The organism is Pseudomonas sp. AP19 (assembly GCF_001728855.1).
In the GTDB taxonomy this organism is placed as follows: domain Bacteria; phylum Pseudomonadota; class Gammaproteobacteria; order Pseudomonadales; family Pseudomonadaceae; genus Aquipseudomonas; species Aquipseudomonas fluorescens.
The window spans coordinates 130,514-148,036 of the sequence record NZ_LXJP01000005.1; the positions used below are offsets into that span (position 1 = coordinate 130,514).

The following is a 17,523-nucleotide window of genomic DNA, read 5'->3' on the forward strand; positions in this document are numbered from 1 at the left end:
ACTGATAATAGGCCTGACTAGATATGTATTGGACACTTATTAATATTTCGATCAACTATTTGTGCTGCGAGACGTGTCAGTAGGCCTGCTGCACCAGTGTCATGCGGCCACCCGCCAACATCAGGGCGCAGTACAGCCCCAGCTCTGCCACCTGGGCGTCAGAGAAAAACTCCCCGAGTCGCAAGAAATGCGTGTCGTCGATCTCCAGGTAATCGCTGGCAAACAATTCGGCATAACGCAACGCGGCACGTTCGACTGGCGTGAAGGACTCACTGTCTGTGGCCATGCACGCAATATCCTCTTCCGTCACTGCGTCGGACTTGCGCGCCAGTTGGCAGGCCTGGCAAGTGGTGATGCTGGCGATTTTCAGCCGCACCAACTCGCGCAAACGCTCATCAAGCAGGCTGTCGCTGTGCAGGCTCTCCATCAAACCCAGCCAGGCCAGGGCTACCTTGGGTCGGTGAGCCCAGACCTGCACCGGCGTCGTTGAACTGAGCATGCGACTGCGCTGGCCCCGCTCTACCGCGTCTTGCAACGCAGACGGCATGGCATCCAGCGGGATCAGCGGTAGGCGTGCCATCTCAATCGAGCCGTTCGATGATGGTCGCCGTGCCCATACCGCCGGCGCAGCAAATGGCTTGCAAGCCAAAACGCCCGCCTCGGCGTTCAAGCTCGTTCAACAACGTGGTCATCAATCGTGCACCACTGGCGCCCAATGGATGACCGAGGGCAATGGCGCCACCATTGACGTTCAACTTGTCGTGCGGCACACCTGTCTCCTGCATCCAGGCTAGCGGCACCGAGGCAAACGCTTCATTGACCTCGAACAAGTCGATGTCGTTGATGTTCAGCCCAGCCTGGCTCAACACCTTTTGAGTGGCAGCAATCGGGCCGGTGAGCATTAATGTCGGATCGGAACCGACGGTTGTGAACGCCACAATCCGCGCTCGAGCCCTGAGCCCGAGTTTTTTCGCGGTTTCGGCACTCATCAACAGCAATGCCGCTGCTCCGTCGGAGATCTGTGACGAGTTACCAGCAGTGATGCGGCCGGTATCCGGACGAAAACTGGTTTTAAGCGTCGACAGCTTTTCCCGCGAAGTATCACGACGAATGGTTTCATCGTGGCGCAACACAACAGCTGGCTCCGTCAGCACCTGCTCACGTAGCTCCTCGACCGCAACCGGCACTATTTCATTATCGAAATAACCGGCATCGGACGCCGCGGCAGCGCGCTGATGGCTGGCAAAAGCGAAATCATCTAGCGCATCGCGACTGAGCGCCCACTTGTCGGCGATACGCTCAGCAGCCTCGCCCTGACTGGTCAGTTCATAGCGTTGCGCTGCCATCCAGCCAAACGCCTCGCCGTGGATTTCACGGTTACTGCCCATGGGCACGCGGCTCATGTTTTCCGCGCCACCCGCCACCACGATATCAGCGGAACCCGCCGCGATAGCACCAACGGCCAAATGCACGGCCACTTCGCCCGAACCACATTTACGGTCGATGGTCAGCCCCGGCACGCTGACCGGCCAACCGGCGCCGAGCAAGGCCGTGCGGGCAATGTTGGCGGACTGTTCGCCAATTTGCGTGACATTGCCAAATATCACATCGTCGACCAACGTCGGCGACACATCGACCCGTTCCAGCAAGTGACTGAGCACCAGCGACCCGAGGTGATCGGCGCGCACGCCGGCCAGGCTGCCACGGAACTTGCCGATTGGCGTGCGTACCGCATCAACTATGACGATGTCTTTCATAACGCACTCGCCTTGAGCCCTGAACCCGGTACTTGTTTACCGTCTTCGTAGCGGTAAACCCCCTGCCCCGACTTGCGCCCAAATCGTCCGGCAGCGACCATTTTGATGATCAGTGGGCAGGGCCGAAATTTTTCGCCCAAGGTCTGGTGCAGATAACGCAGAACAGACAGCCGCGTATCCCAACCGGTCAGGTCACCCAGTTCCAACGGGCCCATCGGATGGTTGAAACCCAGACGTAGTGCCGTGTCGATGTCTTCGGCGGTCGCGGTGCCTTCCTGCAGCATCCACATCGCCTCGTTGCCCAATAGTGCGGACATGCGGCTGGTGGTCAGTCCGGGCGATTCATTGACGATGATGGAGGTTTTGCCGATCTGATCGCACAGGTTGCGAGTGCGATTCACCACTTCATCACTGGTAGCCAACCCCCGCACGAGCTCCACCAGTTTCATTTTGTGCACAGGGTTGAAGAAGTGCATGCCGATCACGCGATCTGCACACTCCACTGACGCCGCAATTTCGGTCACGCTGAGGGCCGACGTATTGGTCGCGATAATCGCGTCCGGTGCCAGCAGTGGCGCCGCTTGCGTGAGCACCGCTTTCTTCACTGCCAACTGCTCGGAGACCGTCTCAACCAGCCAATTGGCGCCACTCGCTGCTTCAGTCAAGTCGCTGCAGGTCAGTAGATTGGCCAACGATTGCTGGGCTTTTTCTTCGCTGACTTTGCCCAGGCGCACGCCATCGGCAAGGATTTTTTCGATGCTCGTCCTGGCGTTTGTCAGGGAGGTGGCATTGGTATCGACCAACAGCGTACTGAAACCAGAGCTGGCGAACGCATGCGCAATACCGGTGCCCATCAGACCCGCACCGACGACGACTACTTTTTCTTTATTGGCGTTCATGTTTGGCTCTCGATTAGGCGCGGTTCTTTTTACTGACCACATTGCGCAACGTGCCAATGCCTTCGACGCTGGCTTCGACCACATCGCCTTCCTTGAGGAACAGACCGGTGCCCATCCCCACTCCCGCCGGCGAACCCGTGAACAACACATCGCCACAGGCAAAACTCGAGCGCTGCTGGACAAAGCGGATCAGATGATCAACACCCCAGGTCATTTCGCCGGTGGAGCCGTCCTGGCGCGTTTCACCATTTACTTTCAAGGTCAGGCGCAGCGTTGGTGACCCTTGCGGAAATTCATCCTTCGTGACGATCCAGGGACCCAGCCCGGTGGTCTGATCCTGGCTTTTGGCCGCGAACAGATCCATGCCAATACCCGCCGGCCCGCTACGCTGCAGGTCTCGCGCGCTGACGTCATTGCCAACGGTGTAACCGAGCACGCAAGCGAGCGGGTTTTCCAGGTCAATCTCGTCAGTACCGATGACCGCCACCAATTCAACTTCGTGATCGAGCTCCTCAGTCAACGGTGGAAAGCGGATCGGGTCATTGGCGCCAATCAGCGCGCCATAAGCCTTGAGAAAGGCGACTGGCTGGGACGGCGCACTCAATCCAAACTCCACCAAATGCTTGGCGTAATTGGCGCCTGCCACGACCACCCGGTTGACGGGTTCTATCGGTGGCAGCAGGCGCACTTTGGAGAGTGGCAGCGCAGGCCCGGCGAAACGCAACGAACTGATGCCGCGTCCGGCAGCCACGCCGGGCGCCCAATCCTTGAAATTGCCGGAAATCGGTGTCACCTGATCTTGGGCGACATCGACCACCGCCCAAAAAACGCCCGTTTCAAAATACTCACATCGCGCCAGTTTCATCAGGCACCTACCTTGCCCAACTTGGCAGGATCGATGTGCAGCAAGCGGCATGCGTTTTCATAGCGAATCTTGCGCAAGTCGGCGTCGGACAACTTCAGGCCATGGGTCAGGTCGTGACGCACGGCATCGCTACCGCCGAAGTTGCTGCCGTACAGCACATGGTCTGCACCGATGATATCGACCAAGGCTTGGCGCATCGGTACTTCATGCAGCTCAACGTCGAAGTAGAAGTTTTTCATGTACTCGAGCAGCGGCTTTTTGTTGTATTTGACGTCGAGGTTCTCGTTGGTCTTGGCCAGACGACCGAGTTGGTACGGGACATAGCCGCCGCCATGGGTGATGTACACCTTAAGGTCGGGGAAGCGATCCAGCACGCCGCCGCAAATCAGGTTCCAGAAACAACGGCTTTCGTCGTACTGCATACCCACGATCGCGGTAGTTTCGTAGCGGTCGTCGTTGGCGTTCTTGCCCCAGGTGACCGACTGGTTGTAGCCGTGAATAAACATCGGCAGATCCAGGTCACAGAGGGTTTTCCACACCACGTCGAGTTCCGGCGAATCGAACTCCAGGCCGCCGAAGTTGGCGCCGCCAGCAACCAGACCTTTAGCGCCCAGTACGGTGCAGGCGTAACGCAATTCAGCCGCCGCCGCTTCTGGCGCATTCAAAGGCACGTGAGCCCAGAACATCAAGCGATCAGGGGCCGCGGAGCAGTATTCCGCGAGTGTCTCGTTGACGGTGCGGGCGAAAGGTACGGCGAATTCGGCTTCGGTCCAGTACATGTAGCAGTGGGATGGGACGGAAACGACCTGCAAATTCTGTCCCGCTGCGTCCATGCCAGCCAAGCGTACTTTCGGATCAGCCCAGCGCGCAAAATACTCTTCAAGCTTGGGACCCTTGCCGGAGCGCACGGCAGCCTTACGCTCTGGCGACCCAAGACCGAGAATCCAGTCACCTACACGCAGCTTGATATCGCCATCGGCGTGCTGCTCGAAGAACGGCCCCCAGTGAGGGTGCTGGTTGTAATAGCCAGGGTGCGGTGCGTGGGCGTGAAGATCGATAAGCATGTTTAGGTACCTCGAAGTTGGCACTTTTTGTTGGTTATTTGCGCGGTGCCTTCACGCGGCCTGGATCAAATTGCCGCGAAAAGGGGAAGCCGACGGCTCACTGCTAAGACCAGAGCTTAAGATTAAATTGATCATAAATCAAAATACTGTTCAATTTATTTTATTGGCGCGCGGAGAGGCCTGACCCAGAGCCCTCGACCCGAGTCGAAAAATGCTTTGCGAGGTTAAAAACTACGAGTCAGCCTTGAAAAAGAATGGAATGCAGGTGGCAGAAAATTCGCGTACGAAAACGCAAAGCCCCCGATAAACGGGGGCTTTGGTTAGCGCGATGGGTAGTTCTTTAAGGTCAGCGGCGGGTGCGCGAGGTAGAACCCATGATCAGCGCGCCCAGGAGTTTTTTCACCCGGACCGGGAACAATCGACGCCCTGCGGCTTCTGGCACGAGGATTTCGCTCAACACGTAACGAATGATCATTTCGCAGATCAGCTCACGGTCAAGACGCACCCCGAGGCGTTCGTCCCAGTCGTCGAAAACGATGCCCAGGCCATCCTGAAAGCGCACGATCGAATCGTGGAAAATCCGTCGGAAGAAGCCCAGCGCGTAGTCGGGCGCAACCACAAGAAGACGACGAGCCCGACTTTGCTCTAGATAGTTATCAAGATAGGCAAATAGCGCATTCAAGCGCGCTTCCGGATCACTGATGTGACCGAGTTCCTGGGACAGCAAGCTGTGAAAGCTTTCGCGCTTGTGGCGCGAAAAGGTGTCCAACAAGTCCTCCTGCGAGGCGAAATAGCGATAAAAGGTGCCACGGGAAACGCCCGCTACCTGGCACACATCCAGAATCGAAATACGATCCGCGCCAGACATCAGCACGACTTCTTCAGTGGCTTTAAGGATGTTGGCAATGGTTTCTTCCGAACGGCGATTCGGCTTGACCTTGGTGCCTGCCACTGAGTTGGCAGCAGCACGTCGCTCTACGGGTTTAGCCGGGCTTGCCCCTGCTTCAGATGGCGCATTTTTTTTGGATTTGGGAGCCGGCGCAGGCGCCTCTGCTTTCTTGGATGCGACTTTTGGCATGGCGTGACGGGCTCATGAAGAGTAAAGATTGTGCAACGTTACCACAGGATCTGTGCATAAATAACACTATATGTTCAACTTATTGCTAAAGACATTTGATGAGTTTGTATTTAGAATTGGATTCTCTCTTCAAAATAAAATCAGGCAGCCCGACCGGTTATGGGTGCCTAAAAGGAGAAAACTGATGGGTAGCAGTGGAAATCCAGACACCTGGACAGTGGGAGAACGAGACACTGTCATTGATGCGTTAGATCGTGCGGTAGCAAGGCATCCAGACAAAATATTGCTGGATTTCAGCGGTGAGTTATACACATATGCTCAGGTTGACTCACTTTCCACCAAGATGGCCAACGCACTTGCCACCCTGGGCGTCAAGGCCGGTGAAACCGTGCTGACGATGCTGGATAACAACATCGATGCCGTAACCACCTGGCTGGCCATCAACAAGCTCTGCGCCGTGAGTGTGCCGATCAACACCGCGCTCAAGGGCGAGTTCCTCCGCCATCAGATCGCCGATACCGGCACCTCGGTGGTGATCTGCGAAGCGGCCTACCTGCTGCGCATCACACCACTCGCCGAACAACTGCAGGACGTACACCACATTCTTCACCGTGGCACCCTCGAGGCAGTTCCTGATTGCCCGATTCGTATTGCGCCACTGGATGAATGGCGTGGCCATGACGCCACCCCACTCGCCAATAAACCGCGACCTTCAGACCTTGCCTGCCTGATTTACACCTCGGGCACCACGGGCCCTTCCAAGGGCTGCATGATCAGCTACAACTTCATGTGCAATCTGGCGCGCCTGCAACTACGTGCCGGTCCGGCCAGTGCCGACGACGTCACCATCACGCCGCTGCCGCTGTTTCACATGAATGCGCTGTGTGTATCGATCATTGCCAGCATTCTGGTGGGCGCGCGCGCCGCCATTCTTGCGCGATTCTCGGTCTCGAATTTCTGGCCGGAAGTGGAGCGCTCGGGCGCGACCATTGCCTCGATCCTGGGTGGCATGGGCGGCCTCCTCGCCCAGGCGCCAGACAACGAAGCGATGCTGCGCTGCGTCGGGCAGATCCATACCGCCCGTGGCAACCCTTATACCGAAGAAACCAAAAAGATCTGGCGCGAGCGCTTCGGCACCAAGCTGGTAGGCGGCAACGGCTATGGCCTGACCGAAGCCTGCGTTATCACTTCGTTGGCTGCCGGGGAATACGCCGCGCCCGGCTCGTCGGGTAAACGTATTGCAGATTTTGACGTAAGGATCGTCGACGACCTCGATCAGGAAGTGCCGCCCAACTCCCCTGGCGAAATCGTGGTGCGCCCGCTCCGTCCCGACATCATGTTCCAGGGCTACTGGCGTCGTCCGGAGGATACCCAGAAGCTGATGCGCAATATGTGGTTCCACACCGGCGACGTTGGCAAATTCGATGATGTTGGCTTCTTCTACTTTGTCGACCGCAAGAAGGACTACATGCGTCGCAGGGGGGAGAACATTTCCAGCTTTGAAATGGAAGCAGCCTTTGCTTCTCACCCGGCACTGGCCGAAGTGGCGGTGCATGCCGTGCCTTCAGATAAAGGCGAGGATGATGTGAAGGTGACTGCCGTGCTGCATGAAGGCGTGACGCTTGAGCCGGAGCAACTGTTCCATTGGGCCACCGACTCGGTGCCCTACTATGCCTTGCCGCGCTACATCGAGTTTCGCAGCAGCTTGCCGAAAAACCCGCAGGGCCGGGTGTTGAAGTATCTGCTGCGCGATGAAGGTAAAACCGACGCCACCTGGGATCTGGAAACCACATCGATCGTGGTGTCCAAAAAGTAACAGTACTACCTGGCATGTGTCGGCCATCCAACGCCGAAAGCCCGCTTTGAAGCGAGCTTTCGCTTCTCTTGGGCCTGGTGTCGCCTTTGTATGAGTGAGCTTGCTTGCGATGAACTCAAGGACAACGCGTTTTACAAGAACGTGCGCGTTATCGTTAACGTCCATCGCGAGCAAGCTCGCTCCTGCATTAATCGTGTGAAATCAATACTCGCGCACGGGAATGCCTTTGGGGCGGGAGTTGTAACCGGGTAGGTGCAGGCCACCGTCGACGTGAATGGTCTCGCCGGTGATAAAGCGCGACATCTCCGACGCGAGGAATACCACCACCGGGCCAATGTCGGCTTCAGGCTCGCCACAGCGGCCCAGCGGACGCATTGAAGCGGACATTTCGGCAAAGCCCGGGTTTTCTGCGGCAAGTTTGTGGAAGGTGGCGCCCATCGCGGTAGGTGCGATGGCATTGGTTCGAATGTTGAACCGCCCCCATTCAGAGGCGGCGCTGCGAGTCAGCCCGACGATCGCTGCCTTGGCCGTGTTGTAATCGCCGTGCAGCCAGGCGCCGATCTCGATATCGATTGAATAGAAGTTGATGATCTTGCCACCGCCCCGCGCTTTCATATGCGGCAGTGCGGCTTTCATCGCCCACCAGGCCGCCCACACTGTAGAGCCGAGGGTTTGCTCCAGCATCGCGTCGGTTTTTTCTTCCAGAAGGACATTAGGGGTGGGTGCAAAGGCATTGTTAACCAGGATGTCCAGGCCACCAAATTGATCAACGGCTAATTGCACGGCGGCTTCGATATCGGCCTTGCTGCACACGTCAGTCTTGATGAACACCGCTTGGGCACCCAGCGCTTTGAGTTCGGCGACTACGGCCTCGCCACTGGTGACATCCAGCTCGGCGACCACCACGGCAGCGCCCTCTTTGGCAAAGTTCAGCGCAATGCCGCGGCCGATTCCGCCACCTGCGCCAGTAATCAGCGCAACCTGTTCATTTAGCAGTGCCATAGTCACTCCACTTCTTGTTTTTTAGTGAACATTTTTGGTTATAGTGTTCAAATATAGCTTATTTCGTCAGCCTGAACAGCATTGAAACAAGGATATTGAGGATGACTGCATTTCGTCGCCGCGTAGACATCATTGCTCAGCATGCCAATGGCACGGGCGAAGTTCGCGCCGCTCTGGAAGACGACTTCCACCACTTCCGGGTGTGGGTCAGCTACCGCGCAGGTGAAGTCATCGCCATTGGCGGTGAAGCGCTGCGCTATCCCTATTCCCTGTGCCCGCAGGCTTGCAATCAATTACAGCAATTGCGGGGGATGAAGCTGGACCGGATAGCCCATTCAGTCACCCGGCAGACCGACGCCAGTCATCAATGCACCCACTTGCTCGATCTCGCGGGGCTCGCCATTGCTGCTGCCGCACGTGGCTCCCGCCAGCGCCGCTATGACATTAGCGTGGGCCAGCGCATCGACAACCGCACCCGCTCTACGTTGGTACGCGATGGCAATGAAGACCTGACCTGGGAAGTAGACGGCACCATGATCGAAGGACCCTCACCCTATTGCGGCATCAATCTTCGCGAAGGCATGGCACGCTGGGCACTGAATGCCCTCAATGAAGAAGCCGCCGAAGCGGCTCTTTTACTTCGCCGCTGCACCCTGATTTCGATGGGGCGCGCGTACAACCTCGACGAGCAGATTCATGCCCTGAACACCGGCCGCTGCTACAGCCAACAACCCGAACGCGCGGAACAGGCACTGCGCATGAAGGGTTCGACGCTGGACTTCAGCAATGAACAGTTCAAATTGTGCGCCCAGGACCAGGAGTGGCTTAGGCAGCACCAATAGTCACACGGCTCCCATATCAAAAGCCGCGCGACCATCATCCGCAAGGCCCGGCGATCCGGATTCGAACCAGACCGCCGATAATGCCTAGAGGAAGACGGCCAGATTTGGCGTTCCAAGCACCGCTTGGTCGATGATGACTTCGCGCCGCGCCAGCTTGAATCCCGCCTCACTCAGACGCAGCACATCACGCCGTTCGCCACTGATGATGTCGACATGGTGATCTTTGAAACGGCTACGGGTCAGCAGCAGGTAACTGGTCACCACAAACTCATCGCTCTTGTCGGTTTCTTCGACAAACACGTTAGTCACCAGACGTCGGGTACGCGAAGGAGGATCTTCCGCCCAGGCACTTTTGCCGGACAGGCGCAGGATTCGGCCCATGATCGAGCGGTAGTCATCGTGGTAATGCTGAACGCTGCGCACGATGGTGGTTTTCAACTCGGCGGCCAAGCGCGTCTGGCGCAGCGGCACGGTGTACACCAGGTCGGTGTCCAGGCGTTCGGCCCACTCCTGCAGGCGAATCTGGTCGAGCAGCGTGGCTTCCTCGTAGAGAAAGGTCACCACATCGTTGTAAATCGGCGAACCCACCGGTACTCGCTTGGTACCGACTGGGGAACCCGGCTGGATATCCTCCACACCGCGTTGTTGAACCTGAGCCATGAGTAACTCCTTAACTTTTATTCTTGTACTCGTGAATGCTGTTACCGGCGACTGCGGCCCGCTAGGACCGCTGTCGAACCAGGACTGGCGAACGCTTATTTCTCGTCCGATGCGGTCATCAGCTCATGCCAGTACAACCACCAGTGCCACTGGGTATCGTCCTTGGTGAAACCTTCGTTGACGATGCCGGGGCCAGGCCACCCTTCCGGTGCTCCGGTTTCAAAGACTGCCTGGTATTTCATCGTGCTCTTGCGGCCCATCGCCCCCTTGGCAGCCAGCGTCATGTGCGGCCAGGTATCGGAGTCATCCTGCTCGACCATGCCGGACGTGCCGAACAGCTGGATGGTTTGCTTGAGCATCTTGTCGCGCAGTTCCGGGGAAGCGTCTTTCTCGGCAAACACCCAGTTGACGAACTCGAGCTTGTCCGGACCTTGCGGCACGTAGGCGTGCAGGGTCATCGAGCCGACGACAGTGCCATCCGGCTGCGGAATGTAGACAAAACCGAAAAGAATATTCGGGAACATCCCACCGACTTGCGGCGGCATGCTGGTGAGCACTTTCAACTGATCTTCGGTCAAGTTGCGTGCCAGCTGTTCGACCATGTCGGCGGTCATGCCGGCAGGCGGCAATGCTTCGAGCTTTTGCTGCACACTCAACTCTGCCGGATCGAGTCCGGTGAGGCGCTTGATCTTGCGCGCCAGGTCGATGCAACGCAGCGCATGGCCGTGCGGCGAGCTGATTTCGACGCCGATCATTTCCGGGCTGAGGTCGGCTGTTTCGCCCTCGCCTTTCTTGGCGTAGTTACCCACTTCGCCTAACCAGCGGTGCAAGGTCAGTGTGTGGAAACCGTCGGCCGCCGATTGCTCGCCAGCCGTCTTCCAGTTGGCGTTAACGATAAAGCGCTGCGGTGGACCGAGTACTTCCATGCCTTTGTCGGAGCGGCAGAAGAGCATGTCGTAATACCACTTGGCATCGCCCAGGAATTCGTCGAACGATGGTCCATCGATATTCCAGGTCGCAAAGACCAGACCGCCATACAGCGTGACCCGAGCCTTTTTCAGGCCCAGTTCTTCTTTGGGCAGCATTTTGCCGTGCATGCATTCACGCTCGACGGGTGAGCCGACAAAGTCGCCATTCGGGCGGAAGGCCCAGCCGTGGTAGATGCATTTATGAATTTGTGTATTGCCGCAATCAGCGGTACTGATGCGCATGCCGCGGTGCGGGCACACATTGAGGTTTACAAACACCTCGCCCTCTTTGCCACGGGCAACAATGACCGAGTCGGAGCCCAGGTCGCGGACCATGAAGTCCCCGGAATTGGGGATCTCCGACTCGTGACCCAGGAGTACCCAGATCTTGCCGAAGATTTTTTCCATCTCCAGCTCGTAGATTTCGCGGTCAGACAACACGCGCATTTGTACTTCACGGCTGGATGGATAGATAAGGTCCGAGACCTTGGTTCCATCAGACAATACGGGGCTTGTTTTTGTTAGCATGATTGCCTCCTGATCAGAGCGTCACGACAGTGGTCGCAACGAAATATAAGACACTTTCTCTATTTATGTACATAGAATTCACTTTCTACTTGTAAGTGAATTCTTCCGTCATTCACGTATGCGTCAATCCTTGCTCGATGGCTTGCCCGCTTGAGTACGCAGCACACCAATGCCGTCGATCTCCAGTTCAACCACATCGCCAGGCTTCAAATAACGTAATTGCTCCAGGCCGCAGCCGTTGCCGACCGTGCCGGAGCCCAGAAACTCACCGGGGTACAGGGTTTCCGAGCGGGACACGTGGGCAATCACGTCTTCGAAACTCCAGCGCATATCACGGGTATTACCGCGCCCCCACTCCTCGCCATTGACCCGGGCAACCATATTCAGGTCATAGGGATCACCCAGTTCATCGGCTGTCACCAGGCAGGGCCCCATAATGTTGGCCGTATCAAAATCCTTGCTCTTGGCCGGGCCGAGCATGCCGGGCATTTCCAGGGCCTGGGCGTCGCGGGCACTCATGTCGTTGAAGATGGTGTAGCCGACGATATGCGCCCGGGCGGCCTCACGGCTGATGTCCTTGCCGCGCTTACCGATGTAGCAACCGAACTCGAGTTCGAAATCCATCGCCCGGCTGTAGCTCGGCCATTGAAATTCATCGTCGATGCCAATCACCGCGAAACGGTTGCCCTTGTAGTAGATGGGCTGCTTGTTGAAAGTCTCGATGACCCGATCGTCAGCACGAGTGTTCATCGCTTTCAGCGTGGCTTCCGGGTCTTCGGTACGTAGCGCACGCGCGCGACGGGCCGCCGCGAAGCTCTGGCGCAGATGCAATTCGAAGCAGGAACAGTCGCGCATTTGTGGAGGTGGCTGGATCGGTGCGCGCAGCTTCACGCTGGCACGCTCCAGCACCGCCGCCGAGGGTGCCTTGGTGACCAGCGCACGGGCCAGGTTCAACGCCGGCTCACCGGCCTCCACCAAGGCCAGAATGCTGCTCAATGCCACACTGTCACGACCTTCTCGCAGGCGGTAAGCATTTTGCAGATCGAGCACCTGCTGGTCCCGATTGAGCAATGCCCCCGCGCGATCAAAACCTTCGGCATCGGTATACGTCACCAGCCTCATACGCGGCCACTCACAGGCAGCAGTGCACCGGTTACCGCTGCGGCTTCGTCGGATAACAGAAACGCCACTACCGCCGCCAACGCCTGCGGAGTGACCCAGCGGCCGCTGTCGGCATCAGGCATGTCGGCGCGGTTGGCGGGGGTGTCAATGATGCTCGGCAGCACAGCGTTGACCGTTACACCACGATCCTTCAGCTCCTCGGCCAACGCCTCGGTCAACCGGGCTACACCGGCCTTGGAGGCGGCATAAGCCCCCATACCGGTTGCGGCTTTGACCGAGGCCAGCGCGCCAATGTTGACGATGCGCCCGGCCTTGGAATCCAGCAGGTGCGCCAACGCAGACTGGGAACTGACCACGGCGGTACGCACGTTCATCTGGTAAAGCCGATCCCAGGTCAGCAGGCTGCCGCCTTCGACGGTCTCCCAGGCAAAACCGCCCGCGACATTGACCAAACCGTCGATGCCACCCAAATGCGCCGCGACCTGCTCGAACGCAGCGCTGGCCGACTCGCTCGAGGTCAGGTCGACACCGCCCAGGCACAGCAGGTTTTCCGTATCCAGCAAGGCAGCTGGGGCCTCGTTGCGATCCAGCAACGCAACCCGCGCGCCTCGCGCCAGCAGAAATGTGCCAAGTGCGCTGCCGAGGGCACCAAACCCGCCGGTGACGACTACCCTCTTGTCCAATAATGATTGGAACATCGCGAAATCCTCTTGTTGTTGTTTTACGGCGCGAACGGTCGATTCGCGCCTTTGTCCAGATAAATATATGACACTTTTAGAAAATATGTACAAATGATACTGTATGACTTCAAGTCAAACACTCACCTGCGGACCGCTGATGCCTAGAAAACTGCCTGCACTCAACGCCGACAACCGCGCCTTCTGGCAAGGCGGTCAACAGGGCGAACTGCTCGTTCATCGCTGCGCGGCCTGTAGCCGGTATTTCCACCCGCCCGCCCCGCTCTGCCCGCATTGCGCAAGCTTTGACGTGGCGCCGCAAGCGGTGTCCGGCAAGGGCAAAGTGCTCAGCTTCACCATCAACTATCAGCCCTGGACCCCCGACCTGGAGGTGCCCTATGTGGTGGCGATCATCGAGTTGGTTGAGCAACCCGGCTTGCAGTTCGTGAGCAACGTGGTGGGCATGCCGGTCACGGATGTGCAGATCGACATGCCGGTACGGGTCAGCTTCCTCAATGTCGAGGATGTATGGTTACCTCTGTTCGAGAAGGATCAGTGATGTTCGATCATCGTTATGAAAAAGACGTAGCCATTACCGGTATCGGTCAATCAGAGATCGGGCGACCGTCGAGCAAGTCAGCGATGCGCCTGACCCTGGATGCCTGCCTGGAAGCCATTGCGGACGCCGGCCTGCAACGCAGCGACATCGACGGCGTGGCCTGCTGGCCGGGCGACAACAACAATGGCGACCCGTTTTCACCGGTCGGTCCCAGTGCGCTGAAGAGTGCCCTCGGGCTCAACGTCAACTGGTTCGGTGGCGGTTATGAAGGGCCCGGCCCGCTCACCGGGGTGATCAACGGCGCCATGGCGATTGCGGCGGGCCTGTGCAAGCACGTACTGGTGTTTCGCACCATCACCGAAGCGTCGGCGCGCATGGTCAACAAACAGGCCGGCGCACTGACCAATAAAACCCAGGGTCGCGACAGCAGCTACGCCTGGCAGTGGTTTACCCCGTTCAATGTGCAATCGGGCATCAACCTGATGGCGTTGTATGCCCAGCGTCACTTCCATGAATACGGCACCCGACCGGAGCAGCTGGCGCAGATAGCCCTGACGTGTCGCCAGAACGCCATGCGCAACCCTAAGGCGCTGTATCGCACGCCGATGAGCATGGACGACTACATGGCATCGCGGATGATTTCAACGCCTCTGCGCATGTTCGACTGCGACGTGCATTGCGATGCGTCCACCGCCATCATCCTGTCCCGTCGCGATATCGCCCAGGACCAGCCGAACAAACCGATCCGCATCGAGGCCATGGGCGCAGCGTTGAACCAGCCATGGTCGTGGGATCAGATCTCCCTGACCAAAATGGCCGCCTTCGATGTCGGAGAGATGATGTGGGCACGCACCGACTACACCCCGCAGGATGTTGAATCTGCGCAGTTGTATGACGGATTTTCGATCTTGACCCTGATCTGGCTTGAAGCCCTGGGCCTGTGCCCCACCGGGGAAAGTGGTGCGTTCGTCGAGGGTGGCACGCGCATCGCACTGGAGGGCAGCTTGCCCATCAATACCAATGGCGGGCAGCTGTCTGGCGGACGCACCCACGGCCTGGGTTACGTGCATGAAGCCTGCCTGCAACTGTGGGGCCGTGCCGAAGGCCGGCAAACCCGCGAACACCGCGTCAGTACGGTGGCAGCCGGAGGCGGCCCGCTGGGGGGCAGCCTGCTACTGGTTCGCGAGTAACGGCGCGCCTCAGTAGAGTACGCCGGCCACTTCGCTACAGAACTCGATCAACGCCTTGCCCAGTTCGGCAAGGCCCTCTTCGTCCCGTTGGCCACGGAACATCACTGCTGACACGGTGAAATCGATGCTGTTGGTCGGTGAAAAGACCGGCGCCGCAATCGCAAGAATCCCCCCCGAGAAATGCCCGTCGTCCATTGCCCAACCACGCTCGGCAGCCTGTCTCACTTCCTCACGGTAAACCTCCAGCGAAAGAGGTTGAGCCCAACGAATCGTCTCGAAACTGCTCTGTACTTCCGGATCGTCGAGGTCGATCTGCGTAGCGAACAACCGGCCGCTGGCGCCCATCAGAATCGGCAGACGCTGACCTTCGGCCATGTCGATACGCACATCGGTCGGGCTTGCAGCGGAACTGACAATGACGATGCGGTCAGGGCTCATTTTTCGCCACAGGGTGATGGTCACCCGCTGGCGTGCAGCCAGGTTCTGCAACAGCGGTTTGGCCATCTGAACGCGATGACCCTGGGTAACCAATTGTTCGACCAGACGCGCCAGGCCCAGGCCCACGGTGTAACGCTTGGAAAGAGCACTGAAATCGACCACCTCCTCTTGCACCAGGGTACGCAGGATGTTGAAGCAGGTGCTTGGATTGATTTTCAGTTGCCGGGCGATGTCCACTGAACGTTCCGGCGTACCCACCTGACTGAGGTAACGCAAGATGCGTATGGCGTTGGAAACGGGTTTGACGAGGGTTGCGCCGGCCGATTTGCTGCTGTCGTTGACGTCAGTGAGTTCCATGCCCGATCCAGTAACTTTAGAGTGGCGCCATTCTAACCTGAGAATGATTGGCGTTGTAAAAGTTTTATCTGGGAATTATTCGATCACTTCAATCGGTTAGTTTCACTGGCGGCTGATAGATCAAACGACGGGTTTGCAGATCTTCGCGACGAAAACGCTCGATGAGACGCTCTTGGGCATGGTCGGCCTGGGTCACCCGAACCTGTTGGCGCAAGTATTCCAGCCAGGACTCGACAATAAAGCGCTCGCTGTAGAGTTGCGGGTCCGCCATGTCGCGGTACAAACGCCAGTTTTGCGCGCCGTTGCGCCGTCGCGCCTTGCCTACCGTGTACACAGCGGCCAGAAAGTCATCGCGGTCCGGCGCAGCCACCCGGTACAAAATCTCCACCGATACCGGTCCATCGGAATGGGACACCGGACTGGCCAGCTGGAGTGTGTCGGTCAACTGCACCTCGGCAAAGTCTGCTTCCTGGCCCAGTTCCACATGGCCATTTCGGGTCAGCGCGATGCCGACCAGCAACAACAGTGTCGAGAGCAACAAGCTCTGGCTCAACCCCAGATACTCGGCCAATGCCCCCCATATCGCACCGCCGGCCGCCATCGCGCCCATCAGGATCAACACATAGACCGATGCGACCCGTGCGCGCACCCAATTGGCGGCATAGGTTTGCACCACCGTGGAAATGGTCGCGTTGACCGCCATCCAGCCGAACCCCGCCAGCAGCATCATCGCGCAGACCGCATAGCGGTTGTTGGATAGCGCGGCAGTGAGGGTGGCGAGGGCAAAGGAGATGGCGCCGCAAACCAGCAGATGACGCATGCCCAATACGCGATACAGCCGCGGCAAGCTGAGCGCAGCCAACACTGCACCGGCGCCAAGAAACGCCATGAGCAAGCCATAACCACCGGCGTCCATACCCAATTCCTGCTTGGCCACCAGCGGCATCAAGGCCCACAAAGCGCTGGCACTCGTGGTGAACACCAGAACCTGCTTCATGGCGCTGAACAGGACCGCTGAATGCCGGATATAGCGCAGGCCACTGCGCATGCCACCGGTCAGGGTTTCCGGTGGCAAGCCCACGGCAGGCGGGTTGGGAGCGATACGAAAGAGGAATAGCAGCACCGCGAACATACACAGCGCGATCACCAGAAATACCGAGGTCGTGTTCCAGTATGCAATCAGTGCACCCGCCAACGCGGGGCCCAAAGCGCGGGTGGCGTTGATGGAAATTCCGTTCAAGGACACTGCGGCCGGCACCTGGTCGCGGGGCAGTACACCTACCATGGTCACCATCCACGCCGACATGCCCAGCGCACTGCCAGTACCGAGCACAAAGGTAAACGCCAACAAGCCCCAGGTTTCCAGGTGCGCGCTGTACGCCAGCACACACAACACCAGTGCGGCGAACAGCATCATGCACTGGGTAATGATCAGCCAACTGCGACGGTCCACCCGATCGGCAATCACCCCACCGGGAAAGGCAAACAGGAATACCGGCAGGGTCACGGCGGTTTGCACCAGAGAGACCATGGCTGCCGACGTCGTCAATGTGGTCATGATCCACGCCGCGGCGACCGTCTGCATCCAGATAGCCATGTTGACCACTGCGGCTGCCAGCCATAAGCCGCGGAACGCTTTGTTGCGAAACGGCGCCCACGCCGAACCCTCGCTCATCATCACTCCTCAGCGTCTATTCCTGT

At 58.3% G+C, this 17,523-nt stretch carries 17 protein-coding genes; 4 read left to right on the plus strand and 13 right to left on the minus strand.

Features of this window, described 5'->3' with window-relative positions; translation table 11 throughout:
• Positions 1 to 76 precede the first annotated feature (76 nt).
• The 6 genes from A7D21_RS06645 to A7D21_RS06670 form a co-directional block, all read right to left on the minus strand.
• The gene (locus tag A7D21_RS06645; RefSeq protein WP_020300777.1) at positions 77 to 580 is read right to left on the minus strand and encodes a carboxymuconolactone decarboxylase family protein; all 504 of its coding nucleotides are present in this window, start codon (positions 578 to 580) and stop codon (positions 77 to 79) included.
• Between the two features lies 1 nt (position 581).
• Complete coding sequence (locus A7D21_RS06650) at positions 582 to 1,757, minus strand: thiolase family protein (RefSeq protein WP_020300778.1); 1,176 nt, start codon at positions 1,755 to 1,757, stop codon at positions 582 to 584.
• Positions 1,754 to 2,656: a 3-hydroxyacyl-CoA dehydrogenase gene (locus tag A7D21_RS06655; protein WP_020300779.1), complete on the minus strand. Its 903-nt coding sequence runs from the start codon at positions 2,654 to 2,656 to the stop codon at positions 1,754 to 1,756. Before A7D21_RS06655 ends, A7D21_RS06650 begins: the two co-directional genes overlap by 4 nt.
• A 13-nt stretch (positions 2,657 to 2,669) precedes the next feature.
• Positions 2,670 to 3,521, minus strand: coding sequence for a fumarylacetoacetate hydrolase family protein (locus A7D21_RS06660; protein ID WP_020300780.1), 852 nt, complete (start codon positions 3,519 to 3,521; stop codon positions 2,670 to 2,672).
• The gene (locus tag A7D21_RS06665; RefSeq protein WP_020300781.1) at positions 3,521 to 4,585 is read right to left on the minus strand and encodes an amidohydrolase family protein; all 1,065 of its coding nucleotides are present in this window, start codon (positions 4,583 to 4,585) and stop codon (positions 3,521 to 3,523) included. The genes A7D21_RS06660 and A7D21_RS06665 overlap by 1 nt, the downstream gene beginning before the upstream one ends.
• Before the next feature lie 346 nt (positions 4,586 to 4,931).
• A complete protein-coding gene (locus A7D21_RS06670) occupies positions 4,932 to 5,663 on the minus strand; it encodes a TetR/AcrR family transcriptional regulator (protein ID WP_047530982.1) in 732 nt (243 codons plus the stop codon).
• A 184-nt stretch (positions 5,664 to 5,847) separates the two neighbouring features.
• On the opposite strand from A7D21_RS06670, the gene A7D21_RS06675 reads away from it, so the two are divergent.
• Positions 5,848 to 7,479, plus strand: coding sequence for an ATP-dependent acyl-CoA ligase (locus A7D21_RS06675; protein ID WP_032904478.1), 1,632 nt, complete (start codon positions 5,848 to 5,850; stop codon positions 7,477 to 7,479).
• A 201-nt stretch (positions 7,480 to 7,680) separates the two neighbouring features.
• On the opposite strand, the gene A7D21_RS06680 is transcribed toward A7D21_RS06675, so the two are convergent.
• Positions 7,681 to 8,481, minus strand: a complete 801-nt coding sequence (locus A7D21_RS06680) for an SDR family NAD(P)-dependent oxidoreductase (protein WP_020300784.1) — start codon at positions 8,479 to 8,481, stop codon at positions 7,681 to 7,683.
• A gap of 101 nt (positions 8,482 to 8,582) precedes the next feature.
• On the opposite strand from A7D21_RS06680, the gene A7D21_RS06685 reads away from it, so the two are divergent.
• Complete coding sequence (locus tag A7D21_RS06685; protein ID WP_047530986.1) at positions 8,583 to 9,323, plus strand: DUF2889 domain-containing protein; 741 nt, start codon at positions 8,583 to 8,585, stop codon at positions 9,321 to 9,323.
• 84 nt (positions 9,324 to 9,407) lie between these two features.
• Here the strand turns inward: A7D21_RS06685 and A7D21_RS06690 are convergent, their stop codons facing one another.
• From A7D21_RS06690 to A7D21_RS06705, 4 genes are all read right to left on the minus strand, one after another.
• Positions 9,408 to 9,983: an aromatic-ring-hydroxylating dioxygenase subunit beta gene (locus A7D21_RS06690; RefSeq protein ID WP_020300786.1), complete on the minus strand. Its 576-nt coding sequence runs from the start codon at positions 9,981 to 9,983 to the stop codon at positions 9,408 to 9,410.
• Positions 9,984 to 10,078: 95 nt separating this feature from the next.
• Positions 10,079 to 11,479 carry an aromatic ring-hydroxylating dioxygenase subunit alpha gene (locus A7D21_RS06695; protein ID WP_047530990.1) on the minus strand — a complete coding sequence of 467 codons (1,401 nt, stop codon included), beginning with the start codon at positions 11,477 to 11,479 and terminating at the stop codon, positions 10,079 to 10,081.
• A gap of 123 nt (positions 11,480 to 11,602) precedes the next feature.
• Positions 11,603 to 12,601: a fumarylacetoacetate hydrolase family protein gene (locus A7D21_RS06700; protein WP_047530992.1), complete on the minus strand. Its 999-nt coding sequence runs from the start codon at positions 12,599 to 12,601 to the stop codon at positions 11,603 to 11,605.
• On the minus strand, positions 12,598 to 13,299 hold the full coding sequence (locus tag A7D21_RS06705; RefSeq protein WP_047530994.1) for an SDR family NAD(P)-dependent oxidoreductase: 702 nt from the start codon (positions 13,297 to 13,299) through the stop codon (positions 12,598 to 12,600). The genes A7D21_RS06700 and A7D21_RS06705 overlap by 4 nt, the downstream gene beginning before the upstream one ends.
• A 139-nt stretch (positions 13,300 to 13,438) precedes the next feature.
• Here A7D21_RS06705 and A7D21_RS06710 point away from each other — a divergent pair, with 139 nt between their 5' ends.
• Together A7D21_RS06710 and A7D21_RS06715 are read left to right on the plus strand one after the other, a co-directional pair.
• On the plus strand, positions 13,439 to 13,837 hold the full coding sequence (locus A7D21_RS06710) for a Zn-ribbon domain-containing OB-fold protein (protein ID WP_047538897.1): 399 nt from the start codon (positions 13,439 to 13,441) through the stop codon (positions 13,835 to 13,837).
• A complete protein-coding gene (locus A7D21_RS06715) occupies positions 13,837 to 15,027 on the plus strand; it encodes a thiolase family protein (RefSeq protein ID WP_047530996.1) in 1,191 nt (396 codons plus the stop codon). Before A7D21_RS06710 ends, A7D21_RS06715 begins: the two co-directional genes overlap by 1 nt.
• A 9-nt stretch (positions 15,028 to 15,036) precedes the next feature.
• Here A7D21_RS06715 and A7D21_RS06720 read toward each other — a convergent pair whose 3' ends face one another.
• Positions 15,037 to 15,822 carry an IclR family transcriptional regulator gene (locus tag A7D21_RS06720; RefSeq protein WP_047530998.1) on the minus strand — a complete coding sequence of 262 codons (786 nt, stop codon included), beginning with the start codon at positions 15,820 to 15,822 and terminating at the stop codon, positions 15,037 to 15,039.
• A gap of 88 nt (positions 15,823 to 15,910) precedes the next feature.
• Positions 15,911 to 17,497, minus strand: coding sequence for an MFS transporter (locus A7D21_RS06725; protein WP_047531000.1), 1,587 nt, complete (start codon positions 17,495 to 17,497; stop codon positions 15,911 to 15,913).
• Positions 17,498 to 17,523 lie beyond the last annotated feature (26 nt).